The organism is Flagellimonas sp. (assembly GCF_965233845.1).
GTDB lineage: Bacteria > Bacteroidota > Bacteroidia > Flavobacteriales > Flavobacteriaceae > Flagellimonas.
This window is the reverse complement of record NZ_OZ247584.1, coordinates 469,026-492,199: the sequence shown is the minus strand read 5'-3', so window position 1 is coordinate 492,199 and position 23,174 is coordinate 469,026. Positions and strand designations below refer to the sequence as shown.

Annotated in this window: 22 protein-coding genes and 1 tRNA gene; 7 read left to right on the top strand and 16 right to left on the bottom strand. The window is 42.8% G+C overall.

Annotated elements, in window-relative coordinates; all coding sequences use genetic code 11:
- Positions 1-133: 133 nt before the first annotated feature.
- From ACO6S0_RS02195 to ACO6S0_RS02165, 7 genes are all read left to right on the top strand, one after another.
- Positions 134-997 carry a sigma-70 family RNA polymerase sigma factor gene (locus tag ACO6S0_RS02195; RefSeq protein WP_073180565.1) on the top strand — a complete coding sequence of 288 codons (864 nt, stop codon included), beginning with the start codon at positions 134-136 and terminating at the stop codon, positions 995-997.
- Between the two features lie 291 nt (positions 998-1,288).
- Positions 1,289-2,353 carry a sensor histidine kinase gene (locus ACO6S0_RS02190; RefSeq protein WP_422350408.1) on the top strand — a complete coding sequence of 355 codons (1,065 nt, stop codon included), beginning with the start codon at positions 1,289-1,291 and terminating at the stop codon, positions 2,351-2,353.
- Positions 2,354-2,367: 14 nt separating this feature from the next.
- Positions 2,368-3,117: a LytR/AlgR family response regulator transcription factor gene (locus ACO6S0_RS02185; protein ID WP_422350407.1), complete on the top strand. Its 750-nt coding sequence runs from the start codon at positions 2,368-2,370 to the stop codon at positions 3,115-3,117.
- A 214-nt stretch (positions 3,118-3,331) separates the two neighbouring features.
- Positions 3,332-5,545 (top strand): DUF5916 domain-containing protein, encoded by a 2,214-nt coding sequence (locus tag ACO6S0_RS02180; protein ID WP_422350406.1) that lies wholly within the window; start codon positions 3,332-3,334, stop codon positions 5,543-5,545.
- A 63-nt stretch (positions 5,546-5,608) separates the two neighbouring features.
- Positions 5,609-6,268, top strand: coding sequence for a ribulose-phosphate 3-epimerase (gene rpe / locus ACO6S0_RS02175; RefSeq protein WP_422350405.1), 660 nt, complete (start codon positions 5,609-5,611; stop codon positions 6,266-6,268).
- Entirely contained in the window at positions 6,268-7,254 is a 987-nt protein-coding gene (locus ACO6S0_RS02170) for a YpdA family putative bacillithiol disulfide reductase (RefSeq protein ID WP_422350404.1), read from the top strand. Before rpe ends, ACO6S0_RS02170 begins: the two co-directional genes overlap by 1 nt.
- Positions 7,255-7,339: 85 nt before the next feature.
- Positions 7,340-8,089 (top strand): hypothetical protein, encoded by a 750-nt coding sequence (locus ACO6S0_RS02165; protein WP_422350403.1) that lies wholly within the window; start codon positions 7,340-7,342, stop codon positions 8,087-8,089.
- Here ACO6S0_RS02165 and ACO6S0_RS02160 read toward each other — a convergent pair.
- The 16 genes from ACO6S0_RS02160 to ACO6S0_RS02085 form a co-directional block, all read right to left on the bottom strand.
- The gene (locus ACO6S0_RS02160; RefSeq protein WP_422350402.1) at positions 8,081-8,632 is read right to left on the bottom strand and encodes a hypothetical protein; all 552 of its coding nucleotides are present in this window, start codon (positions 8,630-8,632) and stop codon (positions 8,081-8,083) included. The two genes, ACO6S0_RS02165 and ACO6S0_RS02160, sit on opposite strands and share 9 nt — an antisense overlap.
- Entirely contained in the window at positions 8,633-9,676 is a 1,044-nt protein-coding gene (locus ACO6S0_RS02155; RefSeq protein ID WP_422350401.1) for a D-alanine--D-alanine ligase, read from the bottom strand.
- Positions 9,673-10,398 carry an NRDE family protein gene (locus tag ACO6S0_RS02150; RefSeq protein WP_422350400.1) on the bottom strand — a complete coding sequence of 242 codons (726 nt, stop codon included), beginning with the start codon at positions 10,396-10,398 and terminating at the stop codon, positions 9,673-9,675. Before ACO6S0_RS02150 ends, ACO6S0_RS02155 begins: the two co-directional genes overlap by 4 nt.
- Positions 10,386-10,871: a DinB family protein gene (locus ACO6S0_RS02145; protein ID WP_422350399.1), complete on the bottom strand. Its 486-nt coding sequence runs from the start codon at positions 10,869-10,871 to the stop codon at positions 10,386-10,388. Before ACO6S0_RS02145 ends, ACO6S0_RS02150 begins: the two co-directional genes overlap by 13 nt.
- Positions 10,872-10,876: 5 nt before the next feature.
- The gene (locus ACO6S0_RS02140; RefSeq protein WP_422350398.1) at positions 10,877-11,530 is read right to left on the bottom strand and encodes a LysE family transporter; all 654 of its coding nucleotides are present in this window, start codon (positions 11,528-11,530) and stop codon (positions 10,877-10,879) included.
- Between the two features lie 113 nt (positions 11,531-11,643).
- Positions 11,644-12,090, bottom strand: coding sequence for a YHS domain-containing (seleno)protein (locus tag ACO6S0_RS02135; protein WP_422350397.1), 447 nt, complete (start codon positions 12,088-12,090; stop codon positions 11,644-11,646).
- A gap of 1 nt (position 12,091) precedes the next feature.
- Positions 12,092-12,319, bottom strand: coding sequence for a hypothetical protein (locus tag ACO6S0_RS02130; protein ID WP_422350396.1), 228 nt, complete (start codon positions 12,317-12,319; stop codon positions 12,092-12,094).
- Positions 12,320-12,662: 343 nt separating this feature from the next.
- Positions 12,663-14,249 carry an aldehyde dehydrogenase (NADP(+)) gene (locus ACO6S0_RS02125; protein WP_422350395.1) on the bottom strand — a complete coding sequence of 529 codons (1,587 nt, stop codon included), beginning with the start codon at positions 14,247-14,249 and terminating at the stop codon, positions 12,663-12,665.
- A 502-nt stretch (positions 14,250-14,751) separates the two neighbouring features.
- Positions 14,752-14,825: transfer RNA gene (locus tag ACO6S0_RS02120), tRNA-Arg, on the bottom strand.
- Between the two features lie 8 nt (positions 14,826-14,833).
- Positions 14,834-15,286, bottom strand: coding sequence for a GatB/YqeY domain-containing protein (locus ACO6S0_RS02115; RefSeq protein ID WP_420398830.1), 453 nt, complete (start codon positions 15,284-15,286; stop codon positions 14,834-14,836).
- 101 nt (positions 15,287-15,387) lie between these two features.
- Complete coding sequence (gene ftsZ / locus ACO6S0_RS02110) at positions 15,388-17,352, bottom strand: cell division protein FtsZ (RefSeq protein WP_422350394.1); 1,965 nt, start codon at positions 17,350-17,352, stop codon at positions 15,388-15,390.
- 29 nt (positions 17,353-17,381) lie between these two features.
- Entirely contained in the window at positions 17,382-18,698 is a 1,317-nt protein-coding gene (ftsA, locus tag ACO6S0_RS02105; protein WP_422350393.1) for a cell division protein FtsA, read from the bottom strand.
- A 3-nt stretch (positions 18,699-18,701) separates the two neighbouring features.
- Entirely contained in the window at positions 18,702-19,421 is a 720-nt protein-coding gene (locus ACO6S0_RS02100) for a cell division protein FtsQ/DivIB (RefSeq protein ID WP_422350392.1), read from the bottom strand.
- Positions 19,411-20,763 (bottom strand): UDP-N-acetylmuramate--L-alanine ligase, encoded by a 1,353-nt coding sequence (gene murC, locus ACO6S0_RS02095; protein ID WP_422350391.1) that lies wholly within the window; start codon positions 20,761-20,763, stop codon positions 19,411-19,413. The genes ACO6S0_RS02100 and murC overlap by 11 nt, the downstream gene beginning before the upstream one ends.
- A complete protein-coding gene (gene murG / locus ACO6S0_RS02090; protein ID WP_422350390.1) occupies positions 20,760-21,848 on the bottom strand; it encodes an undecaprenyldiphospho-muramoylpentapeptide beta-N-acetylglucosaminyltransferase in 1,089 nt (362 codons plus the stop codon). Before murG ends, murC begins: the two co-directional genes overlap by 4 nt.
- Positions 21,835-23,043 carry an FtsW/RodA/SpoVE family cell cycle protein gene (locus tag ACO6S0_RS02085; RefSeq protein ID WP_422350389.1) on the bottom strand — a complete coding sequence of 403 codons (1,209 nt, stop codon included), beginning with the start codon at positions 23,041-23,043 and terminating at the stop codon, positions 21,835-21,837. The genes murG and ACO6S0_RS02085 overlap by 14 nt, the downstream gene beginning before the upstream one ends.
- Positions 23,044-23,174 lie beyond the last annotated feature (131 nt).

Sequence of the window (23,174 nt, the reverse complement as noted above, 5' to 3'; positions counted from 1 at the left end):
GCTCCAAGTACCGCTTGGGGCCTTTTTTACAACAAAAATCCAAATAAACTTTACCAAATTGTAACTTTTTGCAATTTCCTACGTATAACTTAATGAGCTTCGGTTCTAAAATTATAAAAGAAGGGAAAATTAGATGAGACAGTTAAAGATCACAAAACAGGTTACCAATAGGGAAACCGCGTCGTTGGACAAGTATTTGCAGGAAATCGGTAAGGTGGATTTGATCACAGCCGATGAGGAAGTGGAATTGGCACAACGAATCAAAGCGGGAGACCAGATAGCCTTGGAAAAATTAACTAAAGCCAACCTCAGGTTCGTGGTTTCGGTAGCAAAACAGTACCAAAACCAAGGATTGACCCTTCCTGATTTGATCAATGAAGGAAATTTGGGACTCATCAAGGCTGCACAGCGTTTTGATGAAACCCGTGGATTTAAGTTCATTTCGTACGCCGTTTGGTGGATTCGTCAGTCCATTCTACAGGCATTGGCAGAGCAGTCCCGTATTGTTCGCTTGCCTTTGAACAAGATTGGTTCCATCAACAAAATCAATAAGACCTTTGCCTTTTTGGAGCAAGCCCATGAGCGTGTTCCTTCTGCTGAGGAAATTGCCAAGGAATTGGACATGACTGTGGAAGACGTAAAGCAATCCTTGAAAAATTCAGGACGACACGTATCCATGGATGCCCCTTTGATTGACGGGGAAGATTCCAATCTTTATGATGTATTGCGAAGTGGGGAATCCCCAAATCCAGATAAAGAATTGTTGCACGAGTCTTTGCGCACCGAGATAGAGCGTGCCTTGGAGACCTTGACGCCAAGAGAGGCCGATGTTATCCGCCTTTATTTTGGTTTGGCCGGGCAACATTCCATGACATTGGAAGAAATTGGTGAGACTTTTGACCTTACCAGGGAAAGGGTTCGTCAGATTAAGGAAAAAGCTATTAGAAGGTTAAAACATACCTCTAGAAGCAAAATTTTAAAGACTTATTTGGGATAACTATAGGATTATCCGTACAAATTACAGTTAAATAAAGCCCAAATTGTTTTTTTGGCAAGAAAGTTGTAATTTGTAATCCTACAACAGTTTATCATGACTGTTCGTTTTTTGATTGATGAATAAACTCCGGCTGATTACCGGAGTTTTTTCATTTTATACCATTCCGTTCCCGTTAAGAAACAAACATTTAGCGTTACAAACGGGTTATCTACGGTCCAAATTCCCTAAAAATGGGTGCTAATTTGTAATTTTCGCACCGTTTATGATATTCAAAAAGTATTATCCAAGTTCATGATAGACAAAGCGCTGTACACAAAAAACCGGATTTACTACCACCTGCTGTTTTGGTTGGGGTATATCTTGTTCTTTACGGTCTTTTGGGGCAGTTATGAAGACAACTATTTTGACCAGTTTCTGCAGGTATTGTTTCTACTCCCATGGAAAATAATCCCCACCTACATCACCTTGTACTACCTAATGCCCAAATACTTGTATCACAAGAAAATGGGCATATACATCTTGCTTTCCGTAATCTTGGCCATTAGTATGGCTTTGATTGATCGGTACATGACTTGGCGTTATATCTATCCATGGTTTTATTTCGAGGAAGAACACTGGAAGGACCCGGTTTGGTATTTCCCAAAAATACTGAACTCCCTGATTAGGGTTTACACGCCTGTTTTTGTGGCCATGTCCATTAAATTGCAACGCTTTTTTTATCAAAAGGATCAAATCAACAAAGCACTTGAAAAGGAAAAAGTGGAAACGGAACTGAAGTTTCTCAAGGCACAAATACACCCGCATTTTCTATTTAATACGCTCAACAGTATTTACTCCTTGTCCTTGGCAAAATCCACCAAAACCCCGGATGCGGTATTGGGGTTATCCAAGTTCCTGGATTATATGCTATACGATTGCAACGACAAGTTCATTACCGTGGATAAAGAGTGGGAACAACTGATGAACCTGGTGGAATTGGAACGATTGCGCTATGGCGACCAACTTTCCATTTCAGCCACCATTAAGGATGACAACAAAGAAAGCCTCATTCCACCTTTGCTTCTCTTGCCTTTTGTGGAAAATGCCTTTAAACATGGGGCCGATAGTTTGCTCTCTGATTCGTGGATCAAAATTGACCTTAAGCTGGAAAACCAGCAATTGCAATTTATGGTGGAGAACAGCAAGGCCACCATGGCTCTGGAAGAAAATTTGGATAGCGACAAAAACATCGGACTAAAAAATGTAAGGAGACGCTTAGATCTTTTCTTCCCCGAAAAACACCAGCTTAAAATCCTAGAGGAACCCGATAGTTTTTTGGTCAAACTGGAAATTGACCTAAGTGATATTAGTTCCTAACTTCGCAACAAGTTATGACCACAAAAATCAAATGTATTATTGTTGATGACGAACCTTTGGCCAGGGATGTGTTGGAAGGATATGCCAACCAAATTGACCAGCTGGAGGTTGTGGCGGTGTGCGCCAATGCCGTTGAAGCTTTCGGTCACCTTCAAAAACAGCAAATTGATTTGGTTTTTTTGGACATAAAAATGCCCAAAATCAACGGATTGGAGCTATTGGAATCGCTGAATCCAGTTCCGCTGGTAGTATTTACCACTGCCTATAGGGAGTTCGCCATTAAGGCATTTGAACTGGACGCCATAGATTACTTGCTAAAACCCATATCCCTTAGCAGGTTTATGAAAACGGTTGCCAAGGCCAATAAGTACCTGAATGGTGCAAATGGGCAGGGATCCAACGAACCCATCCAGGAAACCTCCACCTCCAACCCTGCTCCAGAAGAACCCGAATTGCTATACATCAAAGCCCAGCGTAAAATTGTAAAGCTGGACTTAGCGGACATCAGCTATTTGGAAAGTTTAAATGACAAAGTCATTATTCATACTTCCAAGTCCCAGATTCAGACTACCCAACGCATAGGTTATCTGGCAGAAAAATTGCCGAAAAACCACTTCATTAGAACCCATAGATCCTTTATTGTTGCCTTGGATAAAGTCACCGCTTTCAACAGTATTATGGTAGAGGTAAATGGGAAAGAGCTTCCCATTGGTAGAAATTACCGATCCCACGCGCTTGACGTTTTGCAGAAAAAATCCAGCTAACATACCTTTAACGTTTAGGGCTTTTTACTGTTAAGCATTCCTTAATTCCGTCCCAAACGGCCCTTCTTTTGCATTTTCAGCCTCTTTTTAGTCGTTTTCGGCACCAAACTGCCCTTGGGCGTCATTTGCAAGCACCTGCCCTACATTCCCAAGATGCATTTGTTATTGCTTTCAGCGAGGTTGTTCTTTGGTATCATCAAAAAACGAACGGTTCATGAAAACCATTTGGCCACACCTGCTTTTATTAGTTCCAATACTTGGTTTTTCCCAAAATGGCAGTGTCGATACGAGGGCGCAGTACCAATACCACATCAAAAAAACTACGCATCCTATTACCTTGGATGCTGCCATAGGGGAAAACGAATGGGACAATCATATGCCGGTGAGCCAATTTTTCAATCATTGGCCCTCAGATGTAGGTCAGGCCCAAAACCAAACCGAAGTAAAACTGACCTACGATGATCAGAACCTATACCTTTTGGCCAAGTGTTTTGACAATGGGGAACGTATTGTGCAATCCTTGGTAAGGGATAGTGACGAGGACTACTGGGGCAGTGATAATTTCTCCCTGGTGCTGGATCCAGTGAACACCAAACAAAGTGGATTCTTTTTTGGGGTTACCGCTGGTGGTGCCGAAACAGAAGGTAGCCTAACCATTGAGGGATCACTGACCTATTTATCCGAGAATTGGGACAATAAATGGGCCTCCAAAACGGCAGAATATCCGGGATATTGGCTTGTTGAAATGGCCATCCCGTTCAAAACCCTGCGCTACAACCCAAACCAAAGCACTTGGGGCATCAACTTTATTAGGGGAGACAAGCATAACAATGCCTATACCACATGGACGCAGTTTCCTGTGAACTTTAATGGGGTAAGCATGAATTACATGGGCTCCCTGCAATGGGACCGAAGTCCCGAAAAGGCAAAAGGCACTTTTATTTTTAATCCCTATGTGACCTCCTCATCCATTCGTGATTTTGAAGACAGTGAAGAATTGGAAGCCCAGTTGAACAGTGATTTGGGCGGGGAAGTCAAAATCGCACTGACCAGTAACCTCAACTTGGATTTGACCCTATTTCCGGACTTTTCCAATGCCGATGTAGACCAACAAGTGACCAATATTACCCGATTCAACATATTTCTGCCCGAACAACGAAACTTCTTTCTGGAAAATAATGATGTATTTTCCAATTTTGGAACCTATGACGTAAAACCCTTTTTCTCCAGAAGAATTGGAATTATGGACGGGGAAGCCATTCCCATTGATTTTGGTGGACGATTGACGGGTAACATCTCCCCTAACCTACGTATTGGAGTAATGAACGTTCAAACCCGACAAACCGGGGAATTTGCTGCACAAAACTACAGCGTTGGTGCATTTCAGCAAAAAGTCTTGAAACGGTCCGTAATCAAAGGCATATTTATCAATCGGCAGGCCACCAGCAATACCCAAGAATTGGAGTACTCCAGGAATGCTGGATTGGAATTCAGTTATGTGTCTGAAAGTGGGAAACTGAACACTACCTTTTTGTACCACACCTCCATTACACCTGAAAATTACAAAGACACCCACTTTTACGGTTTTGATGGTTACTACAGCTCCAAGCGTTTACGGACTGGCTGGACCCTCAATGTTGTTGGGGACAATTACATCACAGAATTGGGAATCAATCCGCGATTGGAGAACTACAACGCCGAGACCGAGGAAACTGTGCGATTGGGTTACACCTTGATCAACCCATGGCTACGGTATTTGACTTTTATAGAAGATGAAAACAAAAAACTAAACTACCACGGGCTAAGAACTTGGCACAACCTTTATCTCAATTCTGACGGAACATTTAACGAAAGTCAGAACAACCTGGGTTGGGACTTTGAATACCGGAACACGGCACGCTTGGTCGTCCTTTCCCGCTTTAGAAAAGTGGACCTGTTGTTTCCCACATCTCTGTTGGGAGATGATTTTACGCCCATTCCTATTGGCGAATATAACTTTCCGTGGGGAGAACTTCGCTACAGCTCGGATGTGCGCAAAAAGTTTGTCTGGAAAGCCAACCTTGCGTACGGGCAATTCTTCAATGGAACACGTAACGGAGCCATGGTGGAAGCCTCATACCGACTAAGACCATGGGGTAGTTTTGGGATTACATACGATTACAACGACATCCGTTTGGCCGAAGGTTATGGTGAGGACAAGATTCATCTAATGCGGTTCAATGGGGACATTAGCTTTTCCAACAAACTATTTCTTCGTAACGTGGTGCAATACAATACCCAAGGCGACAACGTGAGTGTTTTTTCACGTCTGCAATGGCGTTACAGTCCCATGTCCGACATTTTCCTAATTTATAATGAAAACCATGATACTGCCGGATTGGGAATCAAAAACAGGTCTGTGGTGTTGAAGGTCACCTATTGGTTATAGTAAACTTTCTCCCCAAGGTTTAAAGCCAGATCATTTCGCTATTTTTGTGTAAGTTTTATTCCGATGCATAAAAAATTAGTTGCACCTTCCCTTTTGGCAGCCGACTTTGCCAACTTACAACGAGATATTGAAATGGTAAACCAAAGTGAGGCCGATTGGTTTCATTTGGATGTAATGGATGGGGTTTTTGTCCCAAACATTTCGTTCGGGATGCCCGTTATCAAGTCCATGGCACAACACACCCAAAAAACCTTGGATGTACATTTAATGATCGTTGACCCTGATCGATATATCAAAACCTTTGCGGATTTAGGTTCCAATAATTTGACGGTACATTACGAAGCCTGTAATCATTTGCACCGAACCCTTCAGTCCATTAAGGCCGAAGGCATGAAAGCTGGGGTGGCATTGAATCCACACACCTCCATAAAACTATTGGAAGACACCATCCAAGATATTGATTTGGTTTGCCTAATGAGTGTAAATCCAGGATTTGGTGGGCAATCCTTTATTGAAAACACCTATCAAAAAGTTGCAGACCTAAAAAATCTGATTGAACAAAAGAATTCCAACACCCTCATTGAAATTGATGGAGGGGTAAATGCGACCAATGCCAAGAAGTTAGTTGAAGTTGGGGCAGATGTACTAGTGGCTGGAAGCTTTGTTTTTAAGAGTGATGATCCAACCGCGACCATAAAAGCTTTAAAAGAACAGATTGCATAATGCAGGAGAATTTTGATATACTTATTGTTGGTGGTGGTCCCATTGGCATCGCTTGTGGGCTGGAGGCAAAAAAGCAAGGCTTAACGTATTTGATCATCGAGAAAGGCCCTATTGTAAATTCGCTGTTCAACTACCCCATCAACATGCAATTTTTTTCTTCTTCGGAAAAACTGGAGATTGACGAAATCCCCTTTATCAGTAAGGAGGCCAAGCCCAAACGCAACGAAGCTCTGGAATACTACCGGAGAATTGTCACTTCCAACCAATTAAACATCCATCTTTTCGAAAAAGTGGTCCAGGTCAAAAAGGAAGTGGATGAATTTTGGGTTCAAACAGATAAATCCGAATACAGAGGGAAACACATTATTATGGCTACAGGATTTTACGATCTCCCCAACAAGATAAATGTTCCAGGAGAAGATCTACCCAAAGTATCCCATTACTACAAGGATCCCCATTTTTATGCCAGTCAAAAACTGGCCATTGTGGGTGCTAGCAATTCGGCCATAGATGCAGCACTTGAATGCTGGCGCAAAGGTGCCGAAGTAACCCTGATCATCCGTGGTCCAGAGGTGGGGCAACGGGTTAAATATTGGGTGAGGCCCGATATCATTAATCGGATTAAGGAGGGGAGTATAAAGGCCTATTACAATTCCAATATCAAGGAAATAAAAGAGACCGAAATCATTATAAATACCCCAGAAGGAGAGCTTAATCTCCAAAACGACTTTGTGCTGGCCCTGACTGGTTACATGCCCAACTTTAAGTTTTTGGAGCAATTGGGCATTGAGTTATCCGATGACGATAAAAAACTTCCCAATTACAATCCCGATACCATGGAAACCAATGTTGAAGGTTTGTTTTTGGCCGGGGTGATCTGCGGGGGTATGGAAACCCATAAATGGTTTATTGAGAATTCAAGAATTCACGCTCCCATCATCATCAACAGCATTGTAGAAAAAATGCAATTGGTGCAGAAATCCTGAGTCAGTCCAAAGTCTGGCAACCGCTTCAAACGCATTCCAAAATTCCGTATTTTTAAGGGAGTACCTATAAAATATAGCCATGGAAATGCTTCAACAATTGCATCTTGCCGCCCAATACCTAGCCACTGCCGGTATCAGTTTCTTGGAGAAAAAAGCGGATGATAGCCATACCAATCTTGGTTTTTCGATCAACAAAGCTCGCTTGGAAACCTGGCCACTGGATTCAGCCGGAACGCAATTATGCTTGAACTACCGAGAGTTTGCTTTAGAGTGGTCTTCCAAAGAAGCACTTTCCCTGGATTTAAAAGGGAAAGGTCATGAGGAAGTTGTAACATGGTTGAAGAGAACGGCAGAACAATTGGGCTTACCTCCTTATCATTTTGATTTGCACTATTCGCTGCCCTATAGTATGGACAAAAATTCCAAATTTGAGTTGTCCAATGCAGATCAAGTAGAGCATCTAATTCAATCCAGAACCTTGGCACAACAGGCTTTGGCTTCTTTTCTGGAAAAGGAAGAATTGGTTTCGGAAATCCGAATCTGGCCACACCATTTTGATACGGGGGCCTTTACGGCCTTAAATGACGGTTCTGGAAAGTCGATTGGCTTAGGCATGGCCATCCCCGACACTCTTGTTGATGACCTTTACCTATATATTAGCGGGTATCGCGGCGGCCACGACGCCCTCCGCACCTGGGCCTTCAAATCCCTGACTCGTGGTAAATGGGTAAATGATGCATTCAAGGGTGCAGTATTGCCCGTATCCGGTTTAACCGAGAAGATGGCGGTGCAATTTTTCCAAGAGGCCTTGGCGCGTTATAAAAATCTAGAGTAAAATCATATACTGCAGGGATATACTTGCAATAAAGCCTTGTTCCACTTCTTCACCACTGGTAATGGCATTGATTTCCCTACCAAACCCCAGCGTAAGTCCAATCTCTGAATTCGACTTTTTGAAAGGCAAAAAGTATCCTCCTTCCAACCAAGGCTGAACCACAAAAATATAGGTCCTTCCCGAAATGATTCCATCTGCAGGGCCCATATCCGTCCAATCGATATGCATACTCCAAACATCCAAGTTTAGACCCGTAATAAACTTTCCGCTACCAGAGGGAAAGTGTTTCCTAAGCCCCAGAGTGCCCCCAAAACCATCACCTTCTTCGGATATGTTGACATCACTAAAATCTTTTCTATCAGTAAAGTTTGCTCCTACCCTAAACAGCAGGGAAGTATTTTCGTTTACCGTGTGTTCAAAATTCAAGGTTGGTATAAAACCGGCCGGGTAAACTTGAAAAGAAACACCAACTGCTGTCTCCTGCCCATGCGAATACCACATCCCCACTAACAGAAACAAACCTAAAAGTGTTTTTTTGTCCATTTAAATCACCCTTAATTGGGCCTCCAGGGCGCCATTGGCCCGCAGCATTTGCCTTCCATCCTTAAAACTCAAATACGAGTGACCCATTTCGTGGTTCAGGATGCTGATTTTGTTCATATAATTCCAATGCTTGGTAATTTCCCTCCAAGCAAAAAACAGGGAATGTTTTGGGTCATAAATATGCGTGGCCTCTCCCCCTGCCCCATTAATTTCAATAATGCTGAAATTCTTGCCTTCCGCAAGGTCTTCCAAAGAATGGTAAAGGACATCCAAACGACCATAGAAAAAGCCGTTCATTCTGGAGCATATCCCATCAATGGTTTTGGATAGCCCCTCATTTAGTTTATGGGTAATATCCACAAATTTGGCTCCGCGGGTGTGACTCCCGAAAGGCACCAAGATAAATTCTTTGTCCTTGGCCAACACCTGTTTTAAGCCAGCTCCAAACTTTTTCTGAAGCGCCTTTAGCTGCAAATGACTTCTTGGATTTTTCTTGATGAGCTGCTCAATGGAACTTTTGCCATCACCAATAACGGACAAAAACTCTTTGGATACAATTCCTGTGATTTTGCCGTTTTTCTCCCCAGGAATACGGACATAAAAAATACCCACCTCCTTGGTATGTGGAATAAGTTCTTGCACTAAAAAATTCTCGGGCGTCTTTGCAAAATACCCCTGAAATTCATCCTTGTTATGTATTTTTTCAACTCCGAAAGCCTTCATTCCAATATCCGGCTTTGCAATAAACGGGAACGAAATACCACTATCCAGAATGTTCTCCAGCATCATGACTGGATTCGCTTCCTTGGAAACAAACAGGGTTTGAGGGATATGTTCTTGGGGAATCAGCTTGTAAATATCCATTTTGGACTCCATGGCCATACCTCCATTTTTCATAGAGGGATTAGCTGCATTGAAAAAGAAAAAGGAGCGGGCTTTCAAGGAAAAATAAAGCCATACCGGGAACAGGGGATAATATATGGCCCACAGAGGCCAATACTCCCAATGCGTTAATTTATGCCATTTTAACTTCCACGAGCTCATTTTGAGGTCTCCAATGTTTTGGGTGAAAATGGGATATAATATTTACGATCATTCAGCAAATCAAAATGTTGCATGGCCATTTGGTCTTGATCCAAAACCATTTGGGTTACGCTAAAAGTTTTGAGACCTGTATTTCTGTCGATAATAAAGCCGTTTTCAAAATCCTGGTTGTTGTTGGAATGGAAATCAACAATTTTAGACTCCGTAATTTCTTCGGTGGTGGCTATGAATTCATCAAACAAGGATTCGCGCCGAGCAATGGCCTTCTCATCATATAAAGTCACAGAGGACCAGATATGGTCTTTTCCAGCATCCAACTGCTTTAGATGTCTCTTTTCTCCATCCCATCGAAGTTCCAGTAAATCCACACCAACATACAAAACCAAGGTAAAGGGTTCAACCTGTTTTAATTCCATGGTCTGTAAAACTACCTGTGGTTCCGAGTTGGCTATTACATCCAACAAAATCAGGCCCCTGCTCTTATCATAGGGTAATTTGCGTTCGTGGTTCACAAAGGCCCCATTCAACAATACGGCTACCGCTCCAAATTCATTGATGGCAAACCAAGTACCGCCAGCTTGAGGATCTTTTGGAAACAACAGTTTAACCGAATTGACAATTTGTTCACGGGGTTCCAAAGCTATCGGACGGGAGATATGCTCATCCCTGTTGGATGTGATAAAGCAACGTCCCTGTCGTGATATATAGCTTACTGTACACATGCTTGTCTGTATTGAAGCGTGGATGGGGCCACTCCAAACGATTCCGGAAGCTCCATTTGGGTGAAATGTTGTATCCCTACTTTAATCAAAGCGTGGTGATGAATGGTATGTTCCAGATTGTACATTACCTCGCGAAAGTAATTGGATTCCAGACAAGTTTTCTCCCCACAGAGTTCATAGGTAACCTTTACGGCTTTGTTCGGTTTCTCCAGATGTTCCTGTATCAAATCAAGCTGCTCAATGGCAAATGGGAGTTCCTGTTCTATTCGTTTGTTCCTTTCCCGATTGTCATAGGAAACATCCGCATTCTGATATCCTTTGAGAAGACATAGATACAGTTCAATGATATGGCGGGTATGTTGACCTATACTGCTGTTGGAAAGTACAGCGCAAGAATGTGTATAGCATCCTTCTGGCAGTTGCAGCAGAATTTCCTTGAATTGTTCCAATGTGTTAATGGAAGACCTGAACATATGGTTTATTGAATTTTTAGTTTAAGACGTTTTTTAAGCAACAAATACCCGAGATAAACAGCGAAGCCCAAATAGAGCAATCCCATAAATATGTTGGTAATCATGGCATAATTCCCGTAGTTGGCAAAAATGAATTTTCCTGCCGCAATAAAAACCCCAAGACCCGATAAGGATCCAACACCTATTCCAGCAAGGTAAAAATTATAATGGCTCTTGGTACTTTTAAGCACTCCTTTGTTGGAGAGCACCTTGTTCCATGTCATCCAAAAAGGGATTTGTAACGGATTCAGCGCACTTAGCAACAATCCTAGCACAAAGGCCGAACTTATCTTGGGCAAAGCCGTGATTTGTTGTTCCACATTTGCTAAACGCATCGAAGCTTGAAAACTGGAAATTGACAGATACAATAGCAACACAATTCCCAATAGTATGAGATATGATGAAAACTTCTCCCCAAAATGCAAGTGTTCATTTCCCAGTAAGGTAAGTCTAACCACTGTCAACTCTACAAGCACCACGGCCAGTGCAAACCAAATAGCGGCAGTTAAACCTTGGGAAGCTGCAATATCAAAGGCGGTGAGGTTAAGCGTTCCCAAGGGCAATGCTCCCAAAAAGCTAATCAATACGCCATAAAAACCAACCTTTGCGTGCTTATCCATTTGACAACAAGTGTTCGCTAAAACATTGTTTATTATAGTCTCTAAAATAGGCATACCTAACAGCCTAAACCAAATTTCACGCGAAGAATTCCAAATTTAACCTAAGCTTAAGATTAATCGGCAATGAGATTATTCCAGTTCTGATCCGCCTTGGTTCTTAGTTTTTCCGGGGATTCCTTTAACCAAAGTTCCAAAGTATTCGTGTTTCCGGAATTATAAAATAAATACAGTTTATCATCCCGAATTTCAAAGGTTTCAGGATTAACGTTGACCCTTTTTCCCGAAACCGCAACGGCATAGGCACAATATCCGCCATACTGGGGAACAAATCTATCTGGATTGGCCCTGAATGCATTCAGGTTTTCCTCGGATGAAAACTTATAGTCAATCCCTGCATGGTTTGCCTTGTATTTTTTACTTCCTTCCTCTGCCTTGCCATTAAAGTAAGCGACTACGTCATAGCCATTGGCCGCATACCCTTTTTTGGTGTTTACATGCTTGGATTGCCCATACATGAGGGCTCCTGTAAAGAAAAATGCTAAAATCAGTATTCTTTTCATATTAATAGATTGAAGATTTCTTATCTAGTGTTTTAATACCTATCTGAGACCAATCCCTCAATTTTTCCATCTCCCAGCTTATTTCAAGGAGCTTATTATATATGATATTATGTCTTTGCGCCAAGGGATTCCTTTCATCCCCACTAACAATTGGGAATGGAAGGATGCCACTTAAATCAAATTCCCCAACACGTTGTTCTTTGGCTATTTCAATCAATTTCTGAGACATATTTGCTTGGTATTTAGGTTAGATCTAAAACTTAGGTCGAGCGCTCATAAAACTCATTACCCATCCTAAAACGTTATGCCGAGACCAAAGGTGTTTTGGCAAACAAATGGCATTTGGTCACTGGTGAGGGCAGGGACATCTATAACCTAGGACGGTTTGCCTACTTTGTTGAGGAAGACCAAGGGTTTTAAAAATCCATGGACGAATTTCTCCACGCGGAAAACTTCGTTCTCATTGATACAAAGAGACATATCCGTGGAATCTACAACGGGCTCAACAAACAGCAATCCATCAGCTTATTGCCGACATCAGGACCTTGCAAGAAGAGGAGTAAGCTTACCCTTTAGGATTTTGGTAATTGATACGTACCGTTTTCCAGCCTCAAAATGTTAAGTGGGTTCCCGTCCTTTAATTCATCTGGCAGCAGGGAATCGGGGAAACCTTGATAACAAATAGGTCTCGTAAATCGAGTTATGGCCGCTGTCCCGACCGAAGTCATCCTTGCATCCGATGTTGCAGGAAACGGCCCTCCATGAACCATGGAATGGCAAACCTCCACTCCCGTAGGAAAGGAATTGATGAGCAATCGACCCACCTTTCTTTCCAACAACTTGAGTAGATCAGCATATTCCTTTAAATCATCATCGGTACCATGTACGGTTGCTGTTAGATGCCCATTGAGATTCTTGGCAATTTCAAGCATCTCCTCCTTGTTTTCAGATTTGACCAAAAGCGTGGAAGGTCCAAAAACCTCTTCTTCCATTTCTTTGTCGGCAATAAAATCCGCTGCGGTAGCAGTAAGCACTTCCGCTGTACCCTGTGCGCCGCCATCCGTTTGGTTCCCCCTACCAAGTGATGTCACTTCGTTTTTCGATTTTAAGGTCTCCAAACCAGAAACATAGTTTTTTTGAATAGCCTCGGTGAGCATGGTAGCGGACTCTGAAGTTGAAATTTGTTGCTCCAATTCCTTTTCAAAGTTGGCTGCATCTTCTGATTTAGGTACAATGGTAATTCCAGGGTTGGTACAGAATTGACCTACGCCTAATTGCACCGAGCCAGCTAGACCAGCGGCCAAGCTTTCAAAATTCTCTTTCAATGCCCCCGGTAACATAAAAACAGGATTGGAACTTCCCATTTCGGCATATACGGGAATGGGTTCCTCGCGTCTTGCAGCTTCGTCAAAAAGTGCCTTTCCGCCTCTAAAAGATCCTGTAAAGCCAATGGCTTTGATCAAAGGATGCCTCACTATGGCCTGACCCACAGCAATGGATGCCCCATGCACCAATGAAAAGACTCCATTGGGCATATTACATGTTTGGGCTGCATTTGCAATGGCTTGCCCCACCAATTCCGAAGTCCCAGGATGCGCAGGATGGGCTTTAACGACTACTGGGCAGCCCGCTGCCAGTGCAGAAGCCGTGTCTCCTCCCGCCACGGAAAAAGCCAAAGGAAAGTTACTGGCACCAAAGACCCCAACAGGTCCCAGGGCTATTTGCATTTGACGGGTATCCGGTTTGGGCACTGGGGTTCTATCGGGATTGGCATGGTCTATCCTGGCATCAACCCATGAACCCTCGCGCAATAAACTCGCAAATAATCTCAGCTGTCCTGTGGTTCTTCCCAATTCGCCCTTTAGCCTGCCTTCTGGAAGTCCAGTTTCCAACGTGCACCTTTCAACAAGGGATGTCTCAATTTTGGCAAGCTCAGAGGCTATGGTCTCCAAAAATTCCGCTCGCTCCATACCAGATTTTTGTCTGTAAACGTCAAAGTCGGATTCAGCCAATTCCACAGCCTTGTCCACCTCAGCTTGGGTAGCTTCGGTAAATGCAACCTCCAGTGCATCACCTGTTGCAGGATTGTTGGCGTAAAAAGTAGTTGCGCCTTCTGCCGATTGATGATTTCCAAGGATATTTTTTCCACTCAAATGCATAATTGTCCAGATTGTAATTGGTCGCTAAAGGTAGCAGGATTCAAACAAAGGAAAAAGGAAAATAATGTATGGATTAAGGATGACTTTTTTGCACCGATGAACTTCCATCAAACGGATTGGATATCCTCACAAAGCTCCGCTTTGAAAATAGTTCAAACAAAAAAAACGCTCAAGCAAGGACCTCCTTTAAATCAGTGAACTTCGATGCAACGGATTGGATATCCTCACAAAGCTCCGCTTTGAAAATAGTTCAAACAAAAAAACGCTCAAGCAAGGACCTCCTTTAAATCAGTGAACTTCGATGCAACGGATTGGATATCCTCACAAAGCTCCGCTTTGAAAATAGTTCAAACAAAAAAACGCTCAAGCAAGGACCTCCTTTAAATCAGTGAACTTCGATGCAACGGATTGGATATCCTCACAAAGCTCCGCTTTGAAAATAGTTCAAACAAAAAAACGCTCAAGCAAGCTTGGCGTTTTTTCTTGTCGAACTACTTATTCGTGACCACGGTAGGATTCAAACCTACGACCGCTGGAGCCGAAATCCAGTGCTCTATTCAGCTGAGCTACGTGGCCAATTTATTTTATGAACTCAATTTTGCCTTAACAATACTTGAAATGGTCTTTCCGTCTGCCTGACCTGCCAATTCCTTGGAAACCATTCCCATCACTTTCCCCATATCTTTCATCCCTTCTGCACCTACTGCATCAATGGTCTGGACAACCACCTTTTCAATTTCCTCTTCAGTCAATTGTTCTGGCAAAAACTTTTCAATAACTGCAACCTGGGCAAGCTCAGGAGCAGCTAAATCATCCCTTCCCTGCTCGGTAAAGATGGTAGCACTGTCCTTGCGCTGTTTTACCAACTTCTGCACCAATTTAATCTCATCTTCCTCAGAAAGCTCTCCTCCCGCACCTTTATCTGTTTTAGCCAGCAAAATGGCAGATTTTATAGCACGCAATGACTCAAGGGCAACAGCATCTTTTGCCTTCATTGCCGCTTTCATTTCCGTCATGACTTTTTCCTGCAAACCCATTTGAAATTATTTTGGGCTGCGAAGATAAAAAAATAAACCCGAAAGTCTCTTAACTATCGGGCTTATCATTTCCATTTAAAATGGATACAATTTAAACACTACTAATCAACATTATCGTGCAAAAAAGAGTTGTTGGAACGCAACTGCATTTCGTCATTGCTGTCCTCACTCAATGTGGTGCGGGAAACCTTTTGCTCTTTGGGCGTATCTGATAAATCTACTCCCTGCCTTTTGTAGGCTGGCTGCTTCTCTATTTCATCTATGCTGTTTCTGTTATTCTGAAACTTATAATTGAAATTTTTCAGTTTTTTTCTACGTTCATCAGCTCTGTCCTTCAACATATCACTAATGGAGCTATTAAATGGGTCTTGGTTACCAGAGGCATTATCTCCTGTAGAAGCTTGCGGTTTTATGGTCTTTTTCTCAAAAACCAATTCATTTTCCACCAATTTAGGCTCATGGGTCTCGGCAACAGATTTTGCTCCCGTCAGTTGTGTCTCCAATTCCATGTATTCCTCCAAATCATATCGAGTTTCACCTTGCTTGTTGTATTCCAAAACTGGCTTTACTTCTACATACTCCTCTACATCAATTTCCTTGATGGTATCGTCATCCAAATCGAAAGTAATGGTATGCTGGGTTTCATCTTCCTCTGGATCGCTGGCATTCAATGGCATATCAAAGGTCAATGCAAACTGGTCTTCCTCGGCTTTTGGTGCTAAAATTTCGGGATCAACAACCTCAATATCATTTAGGATACTTTTGGCTTCAATGATTACAAAATCATCTTCTACATTCTCAGGAACCACCTCCTCATAGAAAACATTGAAGTTTCTGATGTAGTTGGTGGTCGGAATCAAATCTGACTCTACCTCTTGGGGAACAAATTCAGGTTCACTGATTTCCTCCTCCATGTCCAAGGTATGTCGCACCACCTCAGGTTCCTCCTTGACCGGAGGTTTTTCCAATTTGATCTCTTGTACGGATGTTGCTTCAGGGGTCAACTCTTGCTCAGCGGTTTGCTCATCTTCCAAAGTGTAAAACACTTTTTTGCTCTCTGTATTTACTATATGGTCTTGTTGATCCACATTAAATCCCGTTGCAATTACGGTTACCGCAATGGCATCTCCCAAATTCTCGTCTTCCCCGACACCCATGATAATATTGGCACTATGACCCGCTTCTATCTGGATATAATCATTGATTTCCCCAATTTCATCAATGGTAATTTCTTGAGTTCCTGAAACGATCAGCAATAGCACATTTTTGGCTCCATTGATCTTGTTATCGTTCAACAAGGGAGAATCCAAAGCTTTCATGATTGCCTCACTGGCCCTTGCCGACCCAGATGCCGTAGAAGAGCCCATTATGGCCGTACCACTATTGGAAAGCACTGTTTTAGCATCCCTAAGGTCAATGTTTTGGGTGTAATGGTGTGTAATAACTTCGGCAATACCCCTTGCTGCCGTTGCCAATACTTCATCCGCTTTGGAAAAACCTGCTTTGAACCCCAAATTTCCATAAACTTCACGGAGCTTGTTGTTGTTGATCACGATCAACGAATCCACATTGGCCCTTAATTTTTCTATTCCAGCCTGCGCTTGTTTATTACGCATGGCTCCTTCAAACTGAAAAGGTATGGTCACGATCCCCACGGTAAGCACATCCATCTCCCTCGCTACCTTGGCTATGATCGGGGCAGCACCTGTCCCCGTTCCACCACCCATTCCTGCGGTGATAAATGCCATTTTAGTATTGCTTTCCAGCATACCCTTAACCTCTTCCATGCTTTCCAAGGCTGCTTGCTCACCAATTTCGGGATTGGCTCCGGCTCCCAATCCTTCCGTTAGGGAAACCCCCAACTGGATTTTATTGGGAATTGGACTGTTTTGCAGGGCTTGCGCATCTGTGTTGCAGATGACAAAGTCCACTCCGTTGATTCCGGCCTGGAACATGTGATTGATGGCGTTTCCACCACCTCCACCAACGCCGATTACCTTAATTACGTTGCTCTTGTTTTTGGGGAGATCAAAAGCGATGTTGTCAAATTCGGTGCTCTTACTCATGACAGTTGTGTTTCGTTTTAATGGGGTTATTATTCTGCGTTATCCAAAAAGTCCTTCAATTTCTCGGACCATTTGTCAAATATCGATTTGCGTTCTTTGTGGGAAGTGCTTCCCGAGTGCTCTTGGCCTACAAGTACCTTTTCCTCTTCAACAACTGCTTCCTCCTCAACCGCGTGCTGCTTGTTCGTTGTTTCCAAAGCGTTCATCAACAGCCCTACGGCCGTAGCATACAATGGGCTGGCAATTTCCTCATCGGAATCACCGGCCAAATGTTCGTTGGGATACCCAATACGGGTGTCCATTCCCGTGATATATTCAACCAATTGTTTCAAATGTTTCAATTGGCTTCCGCCACCGGTCAAAACTATTCCGGCAATGAGTTTTTTCTTTTGCTCTTCGTGACCGTAATTTTTTATCTCCACATAAACCTGCTCCACAATTTCCACTACTCTGGCATGGATAATCTTGGAAAGATTTTTCAGGGTGATTTCCTTGGGTTCGCGCCCTCTTAGTCCAGGAATGGAAACAATTTCGTTATCCTTGTTCTCTCCCGGCCATGCGGATCCAAATTTGATTTTCAAAAGCTCCGCCTGTTTCTCAATAATGGAACAACCTTCCTTGATATCTTCGGTGATTACGTTTCCTCCAAAAGGAATCACAGAGGTGTGTCGAATGATACCATCCTTAAAAATGGCCAAATCGGTAGTTCCACCTCCAATGTCGATCAAGGCAACTCCCGCTTCCTTTTCTTCTTGGCTTAAAACTGCTTCTGCAGACGCCAGGGGTTCCAAGGTGATGTTTCCCAAATCAAGTCCAGCGCTTTTGATGCATCGACCAATATTCTTGATGGAGGACACCTGCCCTACCACTACATGAAAATTGGCTTCCAATCGACCGCCATACATTCCTTTGGGCTCCTTAATCTCGGATTGACCGTCCACTTTGTATTCTTGTGGCAAAACATGGATAATCTCTTCCCCAGGAAGCATGACCAACTTGTACACTTGGTTGCACAGTTTTTCCAAATCATCATCATCTATGACTTCCTCGGAATTGGGACGGGTGATATAGTCGCTATGTTGAAGGCTTCTTATATGCTGCCCGGCAATACCTACCACAACCGATCCAATTTTAAGACCCGAATTCAACTCTGCCTGTTCCACCGCTTGCTGGATGGAAGAAATGGTTTGGGTAATGTTGTTGACCACCCCACGGTGCACACCCAAACTCTTGGATCTACCGGTTCCTAAAATTTCAATTTTTCCGTAATCATTTTCCTTTCCAATGATCGCTACGATCTTGGTAGTTCCAATGTCCAATCCAACTGAATAATTCCCCTGTTCCATATTTTAAATTTTGGTGCAAACCACCTGATTGCTGAATTCCAAACTCACTATTGCATATTTCTCCAAGGATTTATCCTTGGTAGCTTTTGCATAAAAGGCCATAAAATTTTTGAACTTCTCATCGAGGTTCTCAACCCCGCCCAAATTCACCACAAAATTCTCTAGGCGGAACTTGAGTTGATATTTCCCTTCTTCCTCAATATGTATTCCGATGACATTTTTCCTAAGAAAATCGTCTTCGTTGATATAATTCAAAATGACATAGGCATCCTCCAAGGTTTTCCCCGTAATCTTCCCTGTAATTATGGGTACCCTTGCGGAATGGTGCTTGGACAACGGCATGCGTTCTCCCAAATCATCCAAATAAAATTTGGAGACTCCCTCTACCCTTCCAATTGGTTTTCGCTGAACAATCTTGGATATAAGTTCCCCGTTTACAGTAAGATAGACTTGGGCATTTTTTACCATATCATTGGACCGTAATACCTCCTCTATGGTATTCAAAACTAATTGTTCTTTGGGCCTATTTTTTACGGTGCCATAATTTTGTATTAACAATTTATTAACTGAAGCTTCTGTGAGATATAAGTTGTTGTCTCCCAAAAATTTAATGGATATATCGTCTATTGTTTTTTGGTCACTCCTATAATCGGCAAACCCGTAAAGGACGATAACCGCCATACCCAAAAATCCCAGTTTTATATTGTTCCAGTTAACTCGCATAGGCCAATTCTTTTCTGATTTTGGGGACTTCCAGTCCAATATCACCTGCTCCCATGGTCACCAAAACCCCTGTTTTACTTTGTTTTATCTCATCAATCAAGTTGGATTTTGAAATCAATTTTTTTCGAGGGTTTTGAATCTTGTCCAATAGCCATTCCGAATTGATTCCAGCAATTGGTTCTTCCCTGGCCGGATAGATTTCCAACAAGAAAATGATATCGAATTTGGCAAGGCTTTTGGCAAAATCATCCCCAAAATCCTGGGTCCTTGAAAATAAATGGGGCTGGAATATGGCCATCACTTCTTCTTCTGGATGCATTTCCCGAATGGCATCATAAACCGCATTGATTTCTGTGGGATGATGTGCATAATCATCAATAAAGACAAAATCCTTTTCCTTAATTTGATACGAAAAGCGTCGCTGCACGCCTTTAAAAGTTCCTAAAGCTTCGGCAAGACGATGCGGAGGGGAACCAGCCTGCATCGCCATTGCAAAAGCCGCTAATCCATTGAGCAGGTTATGCCTGCCCGGTTTATTGAAACGTACTTGCTTTACCTCTTCAGATGGGGTAATCAAGTCAAAAATGTAGGTGCCTCGTTCAATTGAAATATTTTCTATTCTATAGTCTGAATGGTCATCAATACCATAAGTATAGCCGTTTAAGGGCAGGCCGTTTCTAATAAACAAATGACCTCCAGGCTTTATTTTGGCCACAAAATCCTGAAATGATTTATGTAGTTCCTCCTTGGTTCCATAGATATCCAAGTGGTCCGCATCCATAGAGGTTACACAGGCCACATTGGGGGATAGTTGCAAAAATGACCGATCAAATTCATCAGCCTCCACCACGGCATGGGAGGTCCCCTCCAACACAAAGTTGCTGTTGAAATCCTCCGAAATCCCCCCTAAAAATGCCACCAAGGGAGTACCTGTCTCTTTGAGCAAGTGGGCCAATATGCAAGAGGTAGTGGTTTTCCCATGTGTTCCTGCCACTGCAAAGCAAAAAGTATCCTTGGTGATAATTCCCAGTACCTCCGAACGCTTTTTAACCTCAAAACCATTTCTTTTGAAATACTGCAATTGGCTATGCGAATTAGGAACGGCAGGAGTATATACCACTAAGGTGTTTTTCGGATTCTTGAAGAGGTCTGGAATTAAATACACCTCATCCCTAAAATGGACAAAAATTTCGCTTTCAATCAGCTCATCCGTAATGGGCGATTGTGTTTTGTCATAGCCCATTACTTTCTTGTCAACATACTTGAAATAGCGGGCCAAGGCAGACATCCCAATGCCTCCAATACCAATAAAAAAGACGTTATCTATGTCCTTCAAGTTCATTTGAGCAACTTTTCTATTTCGTCAACAATATGTTCAGTGGCCTTAGGCAAAGCCAGTTTTTTAATATTCGAGCTTAACTCGGCTTGTTTCTCCTCTGATTCCTTTAATTCGCCAAATGCGGTTTCAAACTTGGATTCCAATTCGGATTCTCTCAGTAACAAGGCCGCATTTTTTGATGTCAATGCTTGTGCATTTTTGGTTTGGTGATCTTCGGCCACGTTTGGCGACGGGATAAAAATCACAGGTTTGCCTACCAGACACAATTCAGACACGGAACTGGCCCCGGATCGCGAAATAATAAAATCCGCTGCGCTATAAGCATGGTCCATTTGGTTGATGAAGGCCATGACCCTTACGCCATCCGAATCGTATTTCTTGTATTCATCATGGTACAGTTTCCCACATTGCCACAACAACTGCACGTTTTGTTGTTTGAAAAAATCTAGTTTTTGTTCTATCAACTGATTGATGCGTCTAGCACCCAAACTTCCGCCAAGAATCAATACCGTCTTCCTTCCTCTGTCCAAACCAAAGGTTTCCAGCGCCTGTTTTTGTCCTACTTGCAAATTCACCAAATCCTGCCGCACCGGATTTCCTGTTTTTACAATCTTTTCCTTCGGAAAAAACTTTTCCATTCCATCATAGGCCACACAAATACTTTGGGCCTTGCCTGCCAAGATCTTATTGGTTATTCCTGCATAGGAATTCTGTTCTTGAAGCACACATGGCACCCGGGAACCTGCCGCCATTCGCAATAGCGGTCCGCTTGCAAACCCCCCGGTGCCTATAGCTACATCAGGTTGAAACCTTTTTACTATGTTGCGCGCTCTCAACAAACTACTTATCAGTTTAAAGGGAAACATGAGATTTTTCAATGTCAGTTTCCGTTGTAATCCGCTTATCCAAAGCCCTTCTATTTTATAGCCGGCCTGCGGTACTTTTTCCATTTCCATTTTATCCTTGGCCCCCACAAAAAGGAATTCTGCGTTTGGATGCCTCTTTTTAAGCTCACCAGCTATGGCAATGGCCGGATAAATATGTCCTCCCGTACCTCCTCCAGAAAGTATAAACCTATAGTTGCCCACTTAATACTTCTAAAGGATTGGTTTCATCTATGTCATAGGATTCCTCCTCCAAATTTTCTTTTTTATTGCTGGCACTCAACACAATTCCAATGGCCATACAAGTCATCCAAATGGAAGTTCCTCCCATACTTATAAGCGGTAAGGGCTGCCCAGTTACGGGAAACAACTGAACCACCACCGCCATATTGATAAAGGCCTGAAAAACGATAGGCAAGCCCACACCTATGACCAAAAGCTTGGAAAAAATGGTCTTGGCCGAATTGGCTACCACCACAATCCGAAACAGCAATAGCAAATAGAAAAACAACAATGCACCCCCGCCCAGCAGTCCATACTCCTCAATGATGATTGCAAAAATGAAGTCCGAGGTGCTTTGGGACAACATGTTCTTGATCACACTTTTTCCAGCTCCTTTTCCAACCACACCACCTTCTGCAATGGCAATTTTAGCCAAGGTCAACTGGTGCAAATCATCCTTATCCGCTTTTTCGGGACTCCAAAAGGTCTCAATTCTCGATTTCCAGGTTGTGGCCCGCTGCCCGGGAATCACTTCAGGTGTTTTGAAGACCACGAACATAAACATGGCTCCCAACACTAACCCAGCACCGACAATACTAAACAGATATTTTAGCGGGTATCCACCCAAAAAACACAATACCAATACCATGAAAGAGATGATGGCCGCTGTAGAGAAATTCTCTGGTAGTATTAACAAGACCACTAGGGCAGTTGGTAACCAAAGTGGCAAAATGCTTTCCTTAAATGTGATTACCGTATCCTTGATCTTGGTAAGATATCTGGCCACCCAAATCATCAATACTACAGAAGCCAAAGTGGAGGTCTGAAAGTTGACTCCAACAAAGGGAATCTTGATCCATCTATTTGCCGTGACACCCCCAATTTTGGTTTCCACAGTTAGGGTATATGCCAATAGAATGAGAACGATGGGCAATGCTATTATGGAAAGTCCCTTGAAGTAGTGGGTGGGTATGCGATGAACCGCATAGATAATTCCGAACCCCAAAAACAACAACACTCCATGTTTTACCAAATGTCCAATAGTGGTTCCATCATCATTGACGTAGACCAAGTTGGTACTGGCGCTGTAAACCGGCAAAAATGAGAAAAGGGCCAGCAGGGCCACGAGTCCCCAGATGGCTTTATCCCCTTTCAGATTTTTAAATATTGCCAACACTTTACCTCTTTTTAAATATCTGTTTTATATCTTAACTACATTCGTCACCCTGAATTTATTTCAGGGTCTCACTACAAGGTTTTGTTATCCGTCAAATGTGATTCTGAAACAAGTTCAGAATGACGTTTTCT